General features: G+C 67.7%; 14 protein-coding genes. 7 read left to right on the top strand and 7 right to left on the bottom strand.

What is annotated here, in order from left to right; genetic code table 11:
* Positions 1-24 precede the first annotated feature (24 nt).
* Both NX068_RS05490 and ycaC read left to right on the top strand, forming a co-directional pair.
* Positions 25-729 (top strand): pirin family protein, encoded by a 705-nt coding sequence (locus tag NX068_RS05490; RefSeq protein WP_263460281.1) that lies wholly within the window; start codon positions 25-27, stop codon positions 727-729.
* A gap of 146 nt (positions 730-875) precedes the next feature.
* Complete coding sequence (gene ycaC / locus NX068_RS05485; RefSeq protein ID WP_263460280.1) at positions 876-1,502, top strand: isochorismate family cysteine hydrolase YcaC; 627 nt, start codon at positions 876-878, stop codon at positions 1,500-1,502.
* A 202-nt stretch (positions 1,503-1,704) separates the two neighbouring features.
* On the opposite strand, the gene NX068_RS05480 is transcribed toward ycaC, so the two are convergent.
* From NX068_RS05480 to NX068_RS05455, 6 genes are all read right to left on the bottom strand, one after another.
* Positions 1,705-2,304: a hemerythrin domain-containing protein gene (locus NX068_RS05480; RefSeq protein WP_263460279.1), complete on the bottom strand. Its 600-nt coding sequence runs from the start codon at positions 2,302-2,304 to the stop codon at positions 1,705-1,707.
* A gap of 21 nt (positions 2,305-2,325) precedes the next feature.
* Positions 2,326-3,102 (bottom strand): ABC transporter ATP-binding protein, encoded by a 777-nt coding sequence (locus NX068_RS05475; RefSeq protein WP_263460278.1) that lies wholly within the window; start codon positions 3,100-3,102, stop codon positions 2,326-2,328.
* A 23-nt stretch (positions 3,103-3,125) separates the two neighbouring features.
* Positions 3,126-4,919, bottom strand: coding sequence for a branched-chain amino acid ABC transporter ATP-binding protein/permease (locus tag NX068_RS05470; RefSeq protein ID WP_263460277.1), 1,794 nt, complete (start codon positions 4,917-4,919; stop codon positions 3,126-3,128).
* Positions 4,916-5,953, bottom strand: a complete 1,038-nt coding sequence (locus NX068_RS05465) for a branched-chain amino acid ABC transporter permease (RefSeq protein WP_263460276.1) — start codon at positions 5,951-5,953, stop codon at positions 4,916-4,918. The genes NX068_RS05470 and NX068_RS05465 overlap by 4 nt, the downstream gene beginning before the upstream one ends.
* A gap of 118 nt (positions 5,954-6,071) precedes the next feature.
* A complete protein-coding gene (locus NX068_RS05460) occupies positions 6,072-7,220 on the bottom strand; it encodes an ABC transporter substrate-binding protein (protein ID WP_263460275.1) in 1,149 nt (382 codons plus the stop codon).
* Positions 7,221-7,627: 407 nt separating this feature from the next.
* Positions 7,628-8,428: an IclR family transcriptional regulator gene (locus NX068_RS05455; RefSeq protein WP_263460274.1), complete on the bottom strand. Its 801-nt coding sequence runs from the start codon at positions 8,426-8,428 to the stop codon at positions 7,628-7,630.
* A gap of 63 nt (positions 8,429-8,491) precedes the next feature.
* Between NX068_RS05455 and paaY the strand changes: the two genes are divergently transcribed.
* Positions 8,492-9,115, top strand: coding sequence for a phenylacetic acid degradation protein PaaY (gene paaY, locus NX068_RS05450; protein ID WP_263460273.1), 624 nt, complete (start codon positions 8,492-8,494; stop codon positions 9,113-9,115).
* Between the two features lie 123 nt (positions 9,116-9,238).
* Here the strand turns inward: paaY and paaX are convergent, their stop codons facing one another.
* Positions 9,239-10,321, bottom strand: coding sequence for a phenylacetic acid degradation operon negative regulatory protein PaaX (gene paaX / locus NX068_RS05445; RefSeq protein WP_263460272.1), 1,083 nt, complete (start codon positions 10,319-10,321; stop codon positions 9,239-9,241).
* Positions 10,322-10,682: 361 nt separating this feature from the next.
* Here paaX and paaN point away from each other — a divergent pair, with 361 nt between their 5' ends.
* Genes paaN through paaI form a run of 4 tightly spaced genes read left to right on the top strand, consistent with a single transcriptional unit; the run spans position 10,683 to position 15,176 of the window.
* Positions 10,683-12,350, top strand: a complete 1,668-nt coding sequence (gene paaN / locus NX068_RS05440) for a phenylacetic acid degradation protein PaaN (protein ID WP_263460271.1) — start codon at positions 10,683-10,685, stop codon at positions 12,348-12,350.
* A 9-nt stretch (positions 12,351-12,359) separates the two neighbouring features.
* Positions 12,360-13,157, top strand: a complete 798-nt coding sequence (paaG, locus tag NX068_RS05435) for a 2-(1,2-epoxy-1,2-dihydrophenyl)acetyl-CoA isomerase PaaG (protein WP_263460270.1) — start codon at positions 12,360-12,362, stop codon at positions 13,155-13,157.
* Entirely contained in the window at positions 13,154-14,722 is a 1,569-nt protein-coding gene (gene paaH / locus NX068_RS05430; protein ID WP_263460269.1) for a 3-hydroxyacyl-CoA dehydrogenase PaaH, read from the top strand. Before paaG ends, paaH begins: the two co-directional genes overlap by 4 nt.
* The gene (gene paaI / locus NX068_RS05425; protein ID WP_263460268.1) at positions 14,715-15,176 is read left to right on the top strand and encodes a hydroxyphenylacetyl-CoA thioesterase PaaI; all 462 of its coding nucleotides are present in this window, start codon (positions 14,715-14,717) and stop codon (positions 15,174-15,176) included. The genes paaH and paaI overlap by 8 nt, the downstream gene beginning before the upstream one ends.
* The last annotated feature ends 13 nt before the right edge of the window (positions 15,177-15,189 follow it).

The raw sequence follows: 15,189 nt of genomic DNA, 5'->3' as shown, positions 1-15,189 counted from the left end.
AATCCTGTTCCCGAGGAGATCGCCATGATCGACCGCCGCCCCTTCGACAGCCTTGGCGGAGCCCACCACGGCTGGCTGGACGCCAGGCACCACTTTGCCTTCGCCGAATACCACGATCCGAAGCGTGTGCATTGGGGCGCGCTGCGTGTCTGGAACGACGACACCATCGCCCCCGGAACCGGCTTTCCGCCGCACCCGCACGCGGACATGGAGATCATCACCTACGTCCGCGAAGGCGCCATCACGCACCAGGACAGCCTCGGCAACAAGGGCCGCACGGTGGCCGGCGACGTGCAGGTGATGAGCGCAGGCACGGGCATCCGCCACTCGGAATACAACCTGGAACCGGGCGTCACCCGCATCTTCCAGATCTGGATCATCCCCGACCGGCGCGGCGAACCGCCGTCCTGGGGCGCCAGGCCCTTCCCCAAGGCCGATCGTTCGGGGCAATTCGTACCGCTGGCCAGCGGCATCGACGGCGACGGCGATGCATTGCCGATCCGCACCGCCGCGCGGGTGCTGGGCGCCACGCTGAAAGCAGGGGAACGTGCCGAATACCGCTTCGCGGACACGGCGCGCCATGGCTACCTGGTACCCGCCTGCGGGCGTGTCGAAGTCAATGGCGTCACCCTCGATGCACGCGACGGCGCGGCGATCTGCGGCGAAGAAGCGATCAGCGTGCTCGCCGTCGAGGATGCCGAACTGGTCCTGGTCGACGCCGCAGCATGAAGGCTGCACGCCCAGATGCCTTTCTGCGCCAGCCAGGGCGGCTCCCGGCAAAACGGCCTTCATCGACTACCCGAGGCCCCGGCACAAAAAGGGGCCGCTTTCCGCCCATCCCCCGGGCAATGCTTCAACCCTGAAGGAGATCCATCATGACCAAACCCTACGTTCGCCTCGACAAGAACAACGCCGCCGTGCTGCTGGTGGACCACCAGACCGGCCTGCTGTCACTGGTCCGGGACATCGACCCGGACAGATTCAAGAACAACGTGCTGGCGCTGGGCGACCTCGCCAAGTACTTCAAGCTGCCGACCATCCTCACCACCAGCTTCGAATCCGGCCCCAACGGCCCGCTGGTGCCGGAACTGGTCGAACAGTTTCCGGATGCGCCGTACATCGCCCGCCCCGGCAACATCAACGCCTGGGACAACGACGAGTTCGTCGCCGCGGTGAAAGCCACCGGCAGGAGGCAGTTGATCATCGCCGGAGTCGTGACCGAGGTCTGCGTCGCCTTCCCGGCACTGTCGGCGATCGAGGAAGGCTTCGACGTGTTCGTGGTCACCGACGCCTCGGGCACCTTCAACGAGCTCACCCGCGACTCGGCCTGGCGCCGCATGGAAGCGGCCGGCGTGCAATTGATGACCTGGTTCGGCGTGGCCTGCGAGCTGCACCGCGACTGGCGCAACGACGTCGAAGGCCTGGGCGCGCTGTTCTCGGCGCACATCCCGGACTACCGCAACCTGATCACGAGCCACACCAAGCTGACCCAGGGCAAGTAAGACACCCCGCCCACGGAGGATTGCAGCCCCATGCCATGGGGCTGCAATCCCGTTCGTTCCGGGGAACGAGGGAGACCTCACCCGCCCCCGGCGCGCGTTCGTGCAGGCTGCCCGACGGCATCGCCGAACTGCGGCCCGAGCACGGCTGGGCGGTCCATTGGGCAGATGCACGCAGGACAAGGCCGAGCCGTACGTGGTCCCCTCAGTCGTCCTTGTACGGCCCCGCGCCCAGCCCGATCGGCGCCGGCGCAGCGGCGACGAGCTTGGAGAAGATGCGGCCGAAGTCCTCCTGCCCGCCGGCGTTGCGGGTGCCGCCCATCGGGTCGCGGTTGGCGGCGAAGCCGGCATCGGCGCGCGCCCAGTCTTCGGGCGTGAGGTACTTGATCAGCAGCGGAATGACCTCGCGCTCCTCGGTCATCATGTGCAGGCGGTAGAACTCGGCATAGGCATCGAAGGCCTCGCTGAAGGCCTCGAAGCCACAGGGCTCGCCCGCCTGGTAGCGCGCCAGCGCGGCTTCCAGCGTCTTGATGCGGGCGTCGGCTTCGGCGTGTTCCCGCTCCAGGTGGGCCAGCACTTCGGCACCCTCCTCGGTGCGCGCCCTCAGCGGCCCGAAGAGGAATTCGTCTTCCTTCGGGTGGTGGCGCTTCTCGGGGTAGGCGTCGAGGTATTCGACCATCGCCTTCAGCAGCTTGTGATCCGGTTCGAGCCGGCCTTCGCCGATCTCCTTGATCATGTACCGGATGGCGTGGATGATCGCCGCCAGCGACTGGTGTTCATCCATCAATATGCGCATCGCTTCCATCGGAGTCTCCTTGCCCGGCGCTCAGGTCGCCAGCATGTCCTGGTGCTTGCCGAAGCCCAGATAGGCTTCGATGACGCGGGGATCGTCGGCCAGCAGATGGGCCGGCCCTTCCATCGCCACCTGCCCGGTCTCGAGCACGTAGGCGTAGTCGGCGACCTGCAGCGCCGCGCGCGCGTTCTGTTCGACCAGCAGGATCGACACGCCGCGCCGGCGCAGCTCGGCGATGATGCGGAAGATCTCGCGCACGATCAGCGGCGCCAGACCCAGGCTGGGCTCGTCGAGCATCAGCAGCTTGGGCTTGGCCATCAGCGCGCGGCCCACCGCCAGCATCTGGCGCTCGCCGCCGGACATCGTGCCGGCGGCCTGGTCGCGGCGCTCCTTCAGGCGCGGGAACAGCGCATAGACCTCTTCCAGCGTCTGTCCGTGGTCGCGCTTGCCCATGCGGTAGCGCTGGAAGGCGCCGAGCACGAGGTTGTCCTCGACGCTCATCTCGCCGAACAGTTCGCGCTTCTCGGGCACCAGGTTCATGCCACGCGCGACCATGCGCTCGACTTCGGGCACGACTTCCAGGGTGCCGTCGAACTCGACCTTGCCCTTCGAGCCGAGCACGCCCATGATCGCCGACAGCATCGTCGTCTTGCCGGCGCCGTTGGGGCCGATCACGGTGACGATCTGGCCTTCGCCGACAGTCAGGCTGGCATTGGTCAGCGCCTCGACCTTGCCGTAGGACACACAGAGATCCCTGACCTCCAGCACCGGCTTGGCCGCGCCGGCATTGCTGTGCACACTGTCCGCCATCGTTTCGCTCCTCTGGCCTGCGATCATTCCACACCTCCCAGATAGGCTTCGAGCACCGCCGGGTTCTTCTGGATCTCGTCGGGCAGGCCTTCGGCGATCTTCTGGCCGAACTCCATCACCACCACGCGATCGACCAGGCCCATGACGAAGTCCATGTCGTGTTCGACGATCAGCGTCGCCATGCCTTCGGCGCGCAGCTTGCGCAGCAGATCGCCGAGCGCCTGCTTCTCCTTCAGCCGCAGGCCGGCGGCGGGCTCGTCGAGCAGCAGCAGGCAGGGGTCGGCGCACAGCGCGCGGGCGATCTCGAGGATGCGCTGCTGGCCGAGCGCGAGACTGCCCGCCTCTTCGTACATGAAGTCCTTGAGGCCGACGCGCTCGATCTGCCAGGCCGCTTCCTTCAGGATGCGCGCCTCCTCGGCGCGGTCCATGCGCCAGGCCGCACTGAGCACGCCCTTGCCGCTGCGCAGGTGGGCGCCGATGGCGACGTTCTCGAGCACCGTCATCGTCGGCAGCAGCTTGACGTGCTGGAAGGTCCGGCTCATGCCCATGCGGGCGATCTCGCGCGAATCGTGGCCGGCCACCGGTTTGCCGAGGAACAGCACTTCGCCCGAAGTCGGCGTATCGACGCCCGAGATCTGGTTGAACATCGTGCTCTTGCCGGCGCCGTTCGGCCCGATCAGGGCGAGGATCTCGCCGGCGCGCACTTCCAGGCTCATGTCGTTGTTCGCCACCAGGCCGCCAAACTTGCGCGTGACGTTCTTCGCCACCAGGATCGGCTCGCCCGCCTTCGGCAGCGTGCGGCGCGGCAGCGTCTCGGCCGCCTCGTCGATCTTCTTGTTCACCACCGGCAGCGGCACCAGCTTCTTCAGGATCGGCCACAGGCCCTCGCGGGCACGGTGCAGCACCAGCACCATCAGGATGCCGAACACGATCATCTCGAAGTTGCCGTTGGCGCCGAGCAGTTGCGGCAGCCAGTCCTGCAGCCACTGCTTGAGCACGGTGATGACGCCCGCGCCGACGATCGCGCCCCAGACGTAGCCGGCGCCGCCGATGACCGCCATGAACAGGTATTCGATGCCGATATGCACGCCGAACGGCGTCGGATTGACGAAGCGCTGCATGTGCGCGTACAGCCAGCCCGCGGCGCAGGCGTGCAGCGCGGCGATGACGAAGATGATCATGCGCGCACGCGAGGTATCCACCCCCATCGCCTCGGCCATCACCCGCCCGCCCTTCAGCGCGCGGATGGCACGGCCTTCGCGCGAGTCGAGCAGGTTGTGCGTGGTCAGCATCGCCACCAGCAGGAAGGCCCAGATCAGGTAGTAGATCTCGCCGCCCTCGTCCAGCTTCCAGCCGAACAGCTCGATCGGCGGGATACCGGTGATGCCGGTGTGGCCGCCCAGGCTCTGCATGGTGCCGAACAGGAAGTACAGGCTGATGCCCCAGGCGATCGTGCCCAGCGGCAGGAAGTGGCCCGACAGCTTCAGCGTCAGCGAACCCAGGATCAGCGCCACGGTGGCGGTGATGACCAGGCCGGCGACCAGCGTCAGCCACGGCGATGCGCCCACCCAGGCCAGCCAGCCCGGCAGCTCGGTGGCCGTGGTCAGCGCCGCGGTGGTGTAGGCGCCCAGGCCGACGAAGGCCGCCTGGCCGAAGCTGGTCAGGCCGCCGACGCCGGTCAGCAGCACCAGCCCGAGTGCCACCATCGCATACAGCCCGATGTAGTTCAGCAGCGTGATGTAGTAGGGGGACAGCACGGCTGGCAGCACCAGCAGCAGGACCAGGAAGCCCCCCAGCAGCAAGCGGTCGGCTCTCATTCTTCTTCCTCCACGTGGCGCGTGCTCAGCGACCGCCACAGCAGCACGGGAATGATCAGGGTAAAGACGATGACTTCCTTGTAGGCGCTGGCCCAGAACGAGGCGAAGGCTTCGAGCAGGCCCACCACCAGCGCACCCAGCGCCGCCAGCGGGTAGCTCGCCAGACCGCCGATGATCGCGGCGACGAAGCCCTTCAGGGCGATCAGGAAGCCGGTGTCGTAGTAGATCGTGGTGATCGGCGCGATCAGCACGCCGGACAGCGCGCCGATGAAGGCCGCCAGCAGGAAGGTGAGCTTGCCCGCGAGCGCCGGCGAGATGCCCATCAACTGGGCGCCGACGCGGTTGATCGCAGTCGCGCGCAAGGCCTTGCCGTACAGCGTGCGCTCGAAGAACTGGTACAGCGCGACGATCAGCAATGCCGACACCACCAGCACCCACAGCGTCTGGCCGCTCACCATCAGCGAACCGAACTCGAAGCTGGCATCACTGAAGGACGGCGTCCGATGGCCTTCGGCACCGAAGAACAGCAGCCCCAGCCCGACCATGGCGATGTGCAGCGCCACCGACACGATCAGCAGGATCAGCACCGGCGCGGAGGCGATCGGCTGGTACATCAGGCGGTACATCATCGGCCCCATCGGCACCACGATCGCCAGCGTCAGCACGACGTGGACGAACAGCGGCAGTGCATCGACCGGCACCGCAGCGAACAGACCCATCAGCACCAGCGGATAAATCAGGTTCCAGCCCGCGACGCCGAGCGCCTTGCGCGTCTGGCCCGCACGGAGTGCGGCAGTACAGTCGAACAGGGTGACGAGCACCCCCATCACCAGCAGCAGCCACAGCGTGGCCGGCATGCCGCCGCCCTGCATCATCGCCAGCGTCAGCGCGCCGTAGGCGACGAACTCGCCTTGCTGGATGAAGATCACCCGCGTGACCGCGAACACCAGCACCAGGGCCAGCGCCAGCAGCGCGTAGATGGCGCCGTTGGTGATGCCGTCCTGGCCCAGTATCAGTGCAATTGACATATCCATGGGTCGTCTCCACTGGCCGTCGGACGACGCCAGCCGGAAAGGGGAAAGCCATGCCGGCCGTGCGGCATGGACGGGTGCGCCCGCAACGGACGCACCCGTTCTGTGGAGTGCTGCCGACTTACTTGAGCAGCGACCAGGTGCCGTTGCGGATTTCGATCATGACCCGCGAACGCTCGTCCAGGCCGAGGTGGTCGTCGGCGCTCATGGTGAAGATGCCGGTGGCGCCCGCCACTTCCTTGACGTTCTCGAGCGCATCGCGCAGCGCGGCACGGAACTCGGCAGTGCCCGGCTTCGCGGTCTTCAGCGCTTCCGGCACGGCGGCTTCCAGCAGCACGCCGGCATCCCAGGCATAGGCACCGAAACTCGACACCGAACCGGCGCCGTGGGCAGCCTCGTACTTCTCGACGTAGGCCAGCGCGGTCGCCTTCACCGGATTGTCGTCGGGCAGGCTGCGCGCCATCTGCACCGGACCGACCGGCAGCAGCGTGCCTTCGCAGTCCTTGCCACAGATGCGCAGGAAGTCGTTGTTGGCGACGCCGTGGGTCTGGTAGATCGGGCCCTTGTAGCCGCGCTCGCGCAGCGTCTTCTGCGGCAGCGCCGCGGGCGTGCCCGAACCTGCGATGAACACCGCGTCGGCCTTGGCCGACATCAGCTTCAGCGCCTGGCCGGTGACCGAGGTGTCGGCCGGATTGAAGCGCTCGTTGGCGGCGATCTTGATGCCGGCTTCGTCGGCGAGCTGCTTGAACTGCTCGTACCAGCCTTCGCCGTAGGCGTTGGCGAAGCCGATGAAGGACACCGACTTCACGTTGTTGGCGGCCATGTGCTCGATGATCGCCGACGCCATCTGGCGGTCGTTCTGCGGCGTCTTGAACACCCAGTACTTCTTGTCGTCCACCGGCGCGACGATGCGGGCCGAGGCCGCCATCGAGATCATCGGCGTCTTGGTCTCCGCGGCGACGTCGACCATCGCCAGCGACGGGGGGCTGGTGGTGGAGCCGATCAGCACGTCGACCTTGTCCTCGGCCACCAGCTTGCGCGTGTTCTTGACCGCGGTGGTGGTGTCGGACGCGTCGTCCAGCACGATGTAGCGCACCGTCTCGCCGCCGATGGTGGTCGGCAGCAGCGACACGGTGTTGCGCTCGGGAATGCCGAGCGAGGCCGCGGGGCCGGTCGCCGACAGCACGACGCCGACCTTGATCTCGGCCTGGGCGGCAGTAGCGGCGAATGCGAGGCCGATGGCGGCCAGCAGGGTGTGACGCAGTTTCATGGCTTCTCCTCCGTTGTTGATCTGATCGGCCAGCCGTTATCCGGCGGCTCCGCGGCCTCGTCTGCAAGGCTCGACGGCACACCTCGTCCGCTCCTCAGCACGAATACCGTTGGAATCCGAAAAATTCTGAATAACGGAAGAGATTTCGTTTATTAGAAATGATACAAAACGCCGCGTCAAGCTGAAATTTTGTATCGCTTGAGGGATGTGGCGCGCACACCATCACCGGAGAATGGGAAAAGCCGTGCGCCGGACCGCGCACGGACAATGCGTGAAGCCTGCACGCCCGTTGCCCGGGCCCCTCGTGACGAACGGGCCGGGGGTGGAGACGGCCGGCGCGGGGCCCGGCATCGGGGCGAGCGGGACCGGCGGGGGGACGGTTCGAGGGGCGTCCGGGCCGGCCGGTTTCAGTCCTGTGCCGGCGTGGCGCCGAGGCGGCGCGACAGGTCGGCGGCAGCGCTCCGCAGCGCAAGCAGCGTGGCACCGTCGGGCGCCAGGTCCATCGATCCCTCGACACCGACCATCGCGATCGCCATCGTGATCTCGTTGTTGAAGTTGAACACCGGCGCGGCCGCGGCTTCGACGCCGCGTGCGAAGTAGTCGCCGGTGATGACGGCCATGCCCACCTCGCGCACCTGCGCCAGCAGCGCGCGCGCATCGTCCATGCTGGCGACGCCGGCCGGCGCCTTGCCGCTGTCGAGCTCGCGTGCGATCAGCGCCTCGGTCTGGCGCTCGGGCAGCCAGGCCGCGAATACCCGCCCGCCCGCCGAGCGCAGCAGGCTCAGGTGGGTGCCGGTGACGACGTTGACGGTGATCGGGCGGCGCGGGCGCTCCCAGCGCACCACCACCGGGCCGCCGTCGCTCCACACCGACAGCGCCACGGTCTCGTTGGTGGCGTCGCGCAGGTCGTTGATCGCCATCAGGCCGAGGCGGATGCGATCCACGCGGTCGAGCGCGACCAGGCCGAGGTTCAGCGCGAAGGGACCGAGGTCGTAGCGCGAGGTCAGCCGGTCCTGCTCGACCAGGCCGCTGCGGATCAGGCTGACGAGGTAGCGGTGGGCCTTGGACGGCGGCATGCCGGCCGCCTGGGCGATGTCCTTCAGCATCATCGAGCGCCGGCCGGTGGCCATCGCGCGCAGGATGCTCATGCCCACTTCGAGCGATTGAACCCCGTGCTTGCCTTCCAGTTCGTCGTTCGCCATGTTCATCGGAGCTGTTCCTTATTGAAGAAATCGTTTATTTATATGTAACGACAAAACAGGAGAGTACGCGTGATCAAGCCCGAACTGAAGGTTTACGCCATCGACGGCATCGTCCCGGTGGTCGATCCGAGCGCCTACGTGCACCCTTCGGCGGTGCTGATCGGCGACGTCATCGTCGGCCCCGGCTGCTACGTCGGCCCCTGCGCCAGCCTGCGCGGCGACTTCGGCCGCCTGATCCTCGAGCGCGGCTCGAACCTGCAGGACACCTGTGTCATGCACGGTTTTCCGGGCACCGACACGGTGGTGGAGGAAGACGGCCACATCGGCCACGGCGCGGTGCTGCACGGCTGCCGCGTCGGCCGCAACGCCTTGATCGGCATGAACGCGGTGATCATGGATAAGGTCGTGATCGGCGAGGCATCCATCGTCGCCGCCTCGGCCTTCATCAAGGCCGGCATCGAGATTCCGCCGCGCGTGCTGGTCGCCGGCGTGCCGGCCAAGATCATCCGCCCGCTGAGCGAAGAGGAAATCCGCTGGAAGACCGAAGGCACCGGCACCTACCAGGATCTGACGCGCCGCTGCCTGCAGAGCCTGTACGAGACGACGCCGCTGACGGCGGTCGAAGCCGGCCGCAAGCGCATCGAGATGCCGGACGTCGTGCCGCTGGTCGAAGCCAAGAAACGCGACAGTTGAAAGGGCCGGGGACGACGTGCAACGGCGCGTGTAACAGGCGTAGTGCATATCGGACGCCACATGAGCGGACGTAAGGCAGGAAGCACCGTACAACCGGGCATCCTGAGGACGCGCCGCCGGTGCTCAGACCGGCAGCGCGAGCAGATCGGCGTCGCGGAAGCGCTCGTGCAGCCGCGCCGAAGCTTCGGGCACCGCGCCGTCGGCCAACTGGAAGCAGGCGTCGAGATGGCGCTCCGAACCAGCCAGCAGGCGGCGATAGAGTTCGCGGCACAGCAGGCGGGCCTTCTGTCCCGGCCAGTCGGCCGGCAGCAGCACGTCGGGCAGCGCCGGATCGCGCAGCAGCAGGCGGCGGTAGTCGTGGATCAGCAGCACGCGCAACAGGAAGGCGGTTTCGTCAGCAAGTTCGAAGCCGCCGTCGCGCAGCGCGCCGAGGGCGGGCTGGTAGCGCGCGACGAAAGCACGGTACAAGTCCGCCAGATGCGCCAGGTCCCAGGCCGAACGCACCATCGCCGCGTCGCTGGCGGCGGCGCCGAGCGTGGCGTCGGCCGCCACCAGCGGCTTCAGGCGGTCGAGCAGGCCGCCCAGGCCTTCGGCTGCCAGCGCGTCGAAGACGGCGATCAGGTCGACGCCGGGATGCACGAAGCAGTCGTTGCTGAGCGAACCGAAGCCGTGCCAGAGCAGCGCCTTGCGCAGACGCTCGCGGTCCTTCGCCGCCAGTTCGCCGACGGTGACGATCAGGCGCCAGCGGCGGTCCCACTGCGGCGTCGCAGCGGCGTAGATCAGGCGCGAGGCTTCGTCGATACGCTGCTCGCCGGTGGGCGTCAGCAGGTAGTCGGTGCGCCTGCCGGAGCGCGCGCTCGCCAGCCATTCGTCGCGCACGAGGCGGAACACCGCGGTCCGCACCAGCCGCTCGTTGAGCCCGAGCGGCTCGAGCAGGCGGATCAGGCTCCCCAGCCAGATGCGGCCGCCGCGCGGCACGACCGCATCGCCGAACACCGAGATGATCAGGGAGCCCGCGTGCACACGGTCTTGACGACGGAAATCATCGATCAGCAGTTGCAGAGGACTGAACACGGTAGGGAGCGCTGCGCCGGCATTTATGACGGCCGCGAAGTCTAGCGCTTTCAGTGCCTTGCGCATAGCCGGCACCCTTGCGGCCGACTCCCTGCCGGCGTCCTGCCCGGCCGCTGCATCCCATTCTTTCATGGCCCCCTCCTTCCGGCATGTGCTGCAGGGCAGCCTGCAGGCCGGCGCAGACACTCGGCCACACCGACGGGCAGGTCGCCCAGCAAAAACGATACATAAAACACACTATATTTGCTTTTTCAGTATCACAACAAGCTCATAACGGAGCTATACAAAACTTCTATAAATGACGTTTGATTTCTTAATGCTCAAAAATAAAACGATCAATGCATTGTTTTAAAACATATTTTGATTCGTGTAACTGATTTCGTATAGAAGAAACAACGCCGCAACTCATGGCTTTCCACGATACTAGTTCTTGACCATCAATGATCTCATTTGTATCGTTTATCCACAGAACAGCCTTCCCGGAGAGAGACGCATGAGCCACCCCCTTCTTGAAAAGCACCAAGCCACCCTCGATGGCGCGCTGAACGCGATCGCGACGCGCGGCTACTGGACGCCCTTCCCCGAAATGCCCAGCCCGAAGCTGTACGGCGAAACCGCGCCCGACGACGGCAAGCGTGCTTTCGAAGCCCACCTGGGCAAGACCTTCGAACTGGACCAGCCCGGCCAGACCGGCGTGCTCGGCAGCGAAGCCTCGCCCTACGGCACCGAGCTCGGCGTCAGCTACCCGGTGTGCGAGCCCGAGGCGCTGATCGCCGCCGGCACCGAAGCAATGAAGGGCTGGCAGGCCGTCGGTGCCGACGGCCGTACCGGCATCTGTCTGGAAATCCTCGCCCGCCTCAACGCGCAGAGCTTCGAGATCGCCCATGCGGTGATGATGACCACCGGCCAGGGCTGGATGATGGCCTTCCAGGCCGGCGGCCCGCACGCCCAGGACCGCGGCCTCGAAGCCGTCGCCTACGCCTGGCGCGAGCAGAGCTTCGTGCCGGCCGAGACCAGCTGGGAAAAACCGCAGGGCAAGAACCCGCCGCTGGTCATGAAGAAGCATTACCAGATCGTCGGCCGCGGCGTCGGCCTGGTGATCGGCTGCGGCACCTTCCCGACCTGGAACACCTACCCCGGCCTGTTCGCCACGCTCGCCACCGGCAACGCCGTCATCGTCAAACCGCACAGCAATGCCATCCTGCCGGCGGCGATCACCGTGCGCACGATCCGCGCCGTGCTGGCCGAGAACGGCATCGACCCCAACCTGGTCACGCTGTGCGTCGCGCCGCAGCGCAGCGCCACCCAGGCGCTCGCCACCCACCCGGCGGTGAAGTCGATCGACTTCACCGGCAGCAACGTCTTCGGCCAGTGGCTGATCGACAACTGCCGCCAGGCCCAGGTCTATGCCGAGCTGGCCGGCGTCAACAACATCGTCATCGACTCGACCGACGCCTACAAGGCGATGCTGGGCAACCTCGCCTTCACGCTGTCGCTGTACTCCGGCCAGATGTGCACCACCTCGCAGGCGATCTTCGTGCCGGCCGGCGGCATCGACACCGACGAAGGCCACAAGAGCTACGACGAGGTCTGCGCCGACCTGGCGAAGGCGGTCGAACGCTTCCTGTCCAAGCCCGAAGTCGCCCATGCCGTGCTCGGTGCGATCCAGTCCAGCGCCACCGCCGAACGCATCGACATCGCCAACGGCGGCGAGCTCGGCCGCGTCGTGCTGAGCTCGCAGCGCCTCGACAACCCCGACTTCCCCGCCGCCATCGTGCGCACGCCGGTGCTGCTGGCCTGCGACGCCGGCGACGAGAAGGCCTACATGGAAGAGCGTTTCGGCCCGATCAGCTTCATCGTCAAGACCGCCGACACCGCCGCCGCGATCGCGCTGTCCGAGCGCGTCGTCAGCACCCACGGCGCGCTCACCGTCGGCCTCTACTCGACCCGCCAGGAGGTCATCGACGCCATGACCGAAGCCACCTGGCGCAGCAAGGTCGCGCTGTCGATCAACCTCACCGGCGGCGTGTTCGTGAACCAGTCGGCGGCCTTCTCCGACTACCACGGCACCGGCGGCAACCCGGCGGCCAACGCCTCGTACTCGGATTCGGCCTTCGTCGCCAACCGCTTCCGTGTCGTCCAGCGCCGTTATCACGCCTGAGGGGGAGCGATGGAATACAACAACATCCTCTTCGGCGTCGACAACGGCATCGCCCGCCTGACGCTGAACCGCCCGGACAAGCTCAACAGCTTCACCGGCGAGATGCACGCCGAGCTGCGCCATGCGCTCGACACCATCCAGGCCGATGCCTCGGTGCGCGTGCTGGTGCTGAGCGGCGCCGGCCGCGCCTTCTGCGCCGGCCAGGACCTGGCCGACCCCGACATGGCGGCGCTGCCCGACGGCCGCCTGCCGGACATCGGCAACGTCGTCGAACGCAACTACAAGCCGCTGGTGCTGCGCCTGCAGAACCTGCGGGTGCCCACCATCGCCGCGGTCAACGGCATCGCCGCCGGCGCCGGCGCCAGTGTCGCGCTGGCCTGCGACCTGGTGCTGGCAACGCGCTCGGCCTCCTTCCTGCAGGCCTTCAGCAAGATCGGCCTGGTGCCCGACACCGGCGGCACCTGGTTGCTGCCGCAGCGCGTCGGCATGGCGCGGGCGATGGGCCTGGCCCTGCTCGCCGACAAGCTGCCCGCCGACAAGGCCGCCGACTGGGGCCTGATCTGGGCCGCCTACGACGACGCCGAGTTCGCCGCCAAGGTCGATGCCGTGGCCGCGCAACTGGCCGCGATGCCGACCAAGGCGCTGGTGCGCACCCGCCAGGCCATGCACGCCGCGCCGGGCCACACGCTGGAACAGCAGCTGTCCTTCGAAGGCAGCTTCATGCGTGAGCTCGGCTGGAGCCGCGACTACGCCGAAGGCGTCGCCGCCTTCATGGAAAAGCGCGCGCCGCGCTTCACCGGAGAATGAGCGTGAGCGACACCCAGCACACTCCGCCGCGCGCCGTGCCGCTCGATCCCTCGGCCGTCGTCGCAGTGGTCGGCGCCGGCGCGATGGGCGCCGGCATCGCCCAGGTGGCGGCTGCCGCCGGCCACCTCGTCAGGCTCGTCGATGCCCGCGAAGGCGCCGCCGCCACGGCCATCGACGGCATCCGCGCGCAATACCGCAAGCTCGCCGACAAAGGCCGCATGACGGCCGAGGCCGCCGAGACCGCCGGCCAGCGCCTGGTCGCCGCCGCCGGCCTCGGCGATCTGGCCGATGCCGCGCTGGTGGTCGAAGCCATCGTCGAGAACCTGGAAGCCAAGCGCACGCTGTACCGCGAGCTGGAAGGCATCGTCGGCGACGACTGCATCTTCGGCACCAACACCTCGTCGATCTCGGTGACCTCGATCGGCGCGACGCTGCGCCGCCCCGAGCGCCTCGCCGGCCTGCACTTCTTCAACCCGGCACCGCTGATGGCGCTGGTCGAGATCGTCTCCGGCCTCGCCACCGACAAGGCCGTCGCCGACACCTTGTTCGCCACCGCGGCGGCCTGGGGCAAGACGCCGGTGCATGCGCGCTCGACGCCGGGCTTCATCGTCAACCGCGTCGCCCGCCCCTACTACGCCGAAGCGCTGCGCGTGCTCAACGAAGGCGGCGCCGACTGTGCCACCCTCGATGCGCTGATGCGCGACTGCGGCAGCTTCCGCATGGGGCCGTTCGAGCTGATGGACATGATCGGCCACGACGTCAATTTCGCCGTCACCCGCTCGGTCTGGAACGCCTTCTACAACGACCCGCGCTTCACCCCCTCGCTGATCCAGCAGGAGCTGGTCGATGCAGGCTTCTTCGGCCGCAAGAGCGGACGCGGCTTCTTCGACTATCGCGACGGCGCCACCCGCCCCGCGCCGAAGGAAGCGGTGGCGCAGAGCACGCCGACCGACATCGTGCTGCACGGCCAGTCGGCCGCCGCCCACGCGCTGGCCGACCGCCTGTTCGAGCGCGGCATCGCCTGTCGCTGGAGCGAAGGCAACGAGGGCGCGGATGGCCGCATTGCCGAAGCCGGCGGCGCGGTGCTGTACGTCACCGACGGCCGCAGCGCCACCCAGCGTGCAGCCGAACTGGGCATCGCCAACGTCGTCCTGATCGACCTCGCACTCGACTACGCCAGCGCCTCGCGCATCGCCGTCGGCGCGGCGATCAATGCCTGGGCGCCGGCCATCGGCGCTGCCATCGGCCTGCTGCAGGCGGCCGGCTTCGCCGTCTCGCGCCTGAACGACATCCCCGGCCTGATTGTGATGCGCACCGTCGCCATGCTCGCCAACGAAGCCGCCGACGCGGTGAACCAGGGTGTCTGCGACGCACGCGGCGCCGACGCGGCGATGCGGCTCGGCGTCAATTACCCGCGCGGGCCGCTTGAATGGGCCGACCGCGTCGGCCTGCCGGCCGTCCGCGACGTGCTCGCCAACCTCACCCGCTTCTACGGCGAAGACCGCTACCGCGTCTCGCCGCTGATCCAGCAACACGTTTTTGCCGGGAAGAACATCCATGACTGAAACCCGCCCCCTCCCCACTGATCCGCAGACGCTCGCCGAAGCCGTCGCCGCCGCGATGTGGTCGCGCGACCGCGCCGCCCAGGCGCTCGGCATGCGCATCGACAGCGTCGCCCCCGGCCGCGCCACCTTGAGCATGCCGGTGCGCAGCGACATGGTGAACGGCCACCACATCTGCCACGGCGGCCTGATCTTCACGCTCGCCGACACCGCCTTCGCCTACGCCTGCAACGCCTACAACCGCAGCACCGTGGCCTCGGGCTGCAGCATCGACTTCGTCGCCCCCGGCAAGGAAGGCGACACGCTGAGCGCCGAAGCTGTGGAGCGCTCGCTGTCGGGCCGCACCGGCGTCTATGACATCACCGTGCGCAACAGCGCCGGCGGCATCGTCGCCCTGTTCCGCGGCAAGAGCTACCGCATCGCCGGCGAGGTCATCCCCGGCGAACAGCAGGCCTGAACCCGGCCACCCC

The organism is Thauera carbonicopians (assembly GCF_025699485.1).
Taxonomy (GTDB): domain Bacteria; phylum Pseudomonadota; class Gammaproteobacteria; order Burkholderiales; family Rhodocyclaceae; genus Thauera.
Note: the sequence above shows the minus strand (reverse complement) of the source record. Positions and strands in the feature narration are given on the sequence as shown.

Excerpts from the sequence above, each read along its gene's own strand:
- paaH (WP_263460269.1), top strand. The coding sequence starts at position 13,154 with ATGAGCGTGAGCGACACCCAGCACACTCCGCCGCGCGCCGTGCCGCTC.
- paaG (WP_263460270.1), top strand. The coding sequence starts at position 12,360 with ATGGAATACAACAACATCCTCTTCGGCGTCGACAACGGCATCGCCCGC.
- paaI (WP_263460268.1), top strand. The coding sequence starts at position 14,715 with ATGACTGAAACCCGCCCCCTCCCCACTGATCCGCAGACGCTCGCCGAA.
- NX068_RS05465 (WP_263460276.1), bottom strand. The coding sequence starts at position 5,953 with ATGGATATGTCAATTGCACTGATACTGGGCCAGGACGGCATCACCAAC.
- ycaC (WP_263460280.1), top strand. The coding sequence starts at position 876 with ATGACCAAACCCTACGTTCGCCTCGACAAGAACAACGCCGCCGTGCTG.
- NX068_RS05475 (WP_263460278.1), bottom strand. The coding sequence starts at position 3,102 with ATGGCGGACAGTGTGCACAGCAATGCCGGCGCGGCCAAGCCGGTGCTG.
- paaX (WP_263460272.1), bottom strand. The coding sequence starts at position 10,321 with ATGAAAGAATGGGATGCAGCGGCCGGGCAGGACGCCGGCAGGGAGTCG.
- NX068_RS05470 (WP_263460277.1), bottom strand. The coding sequence starts at position 4,919 with ATGAGAGCCGACCGCTTGCTGCTGGGGGGCTTCCTGGTCCTGCTGCTG.
- paaN (WP_263460271.1), top strand. The coding sequence starts at position 10,683 with ATGAGCCACCCCCTTCTTGAAAAGCACCAAGCCACCCTCGATGGCGCG.
- NX068_RS05460 (WP_263460275.1), bottom strand. The coding sequence starts at position 7,220 with ATGAAACTGCGTCACACCCTGCTGGCCGCCATCGGCCTCGCATTCGCC.
- NX068_RS05455 (WP_263460274.1), bottom strand. The coding sequence starts at position 8,428 with ATGAACATGGCGAACGACGAACTGGAAGGCAAGCACGGGGTTCAATCG.
- NX068_RS05490 (WP_263460281.1), top strand. The coding sequence starts at position 25 with ATGATCGACCGCCGCCCCTTCGACAGCCTTGGCGGAGCCCACCACGGC.
- NX068_RS05480 (WP_263460279.1), bottom strand. The coding sequence starts at position 2,304 with ATGGAAGCGATGCGCATATTGATGGATGAACACCAGTCGCTGGCGGCG.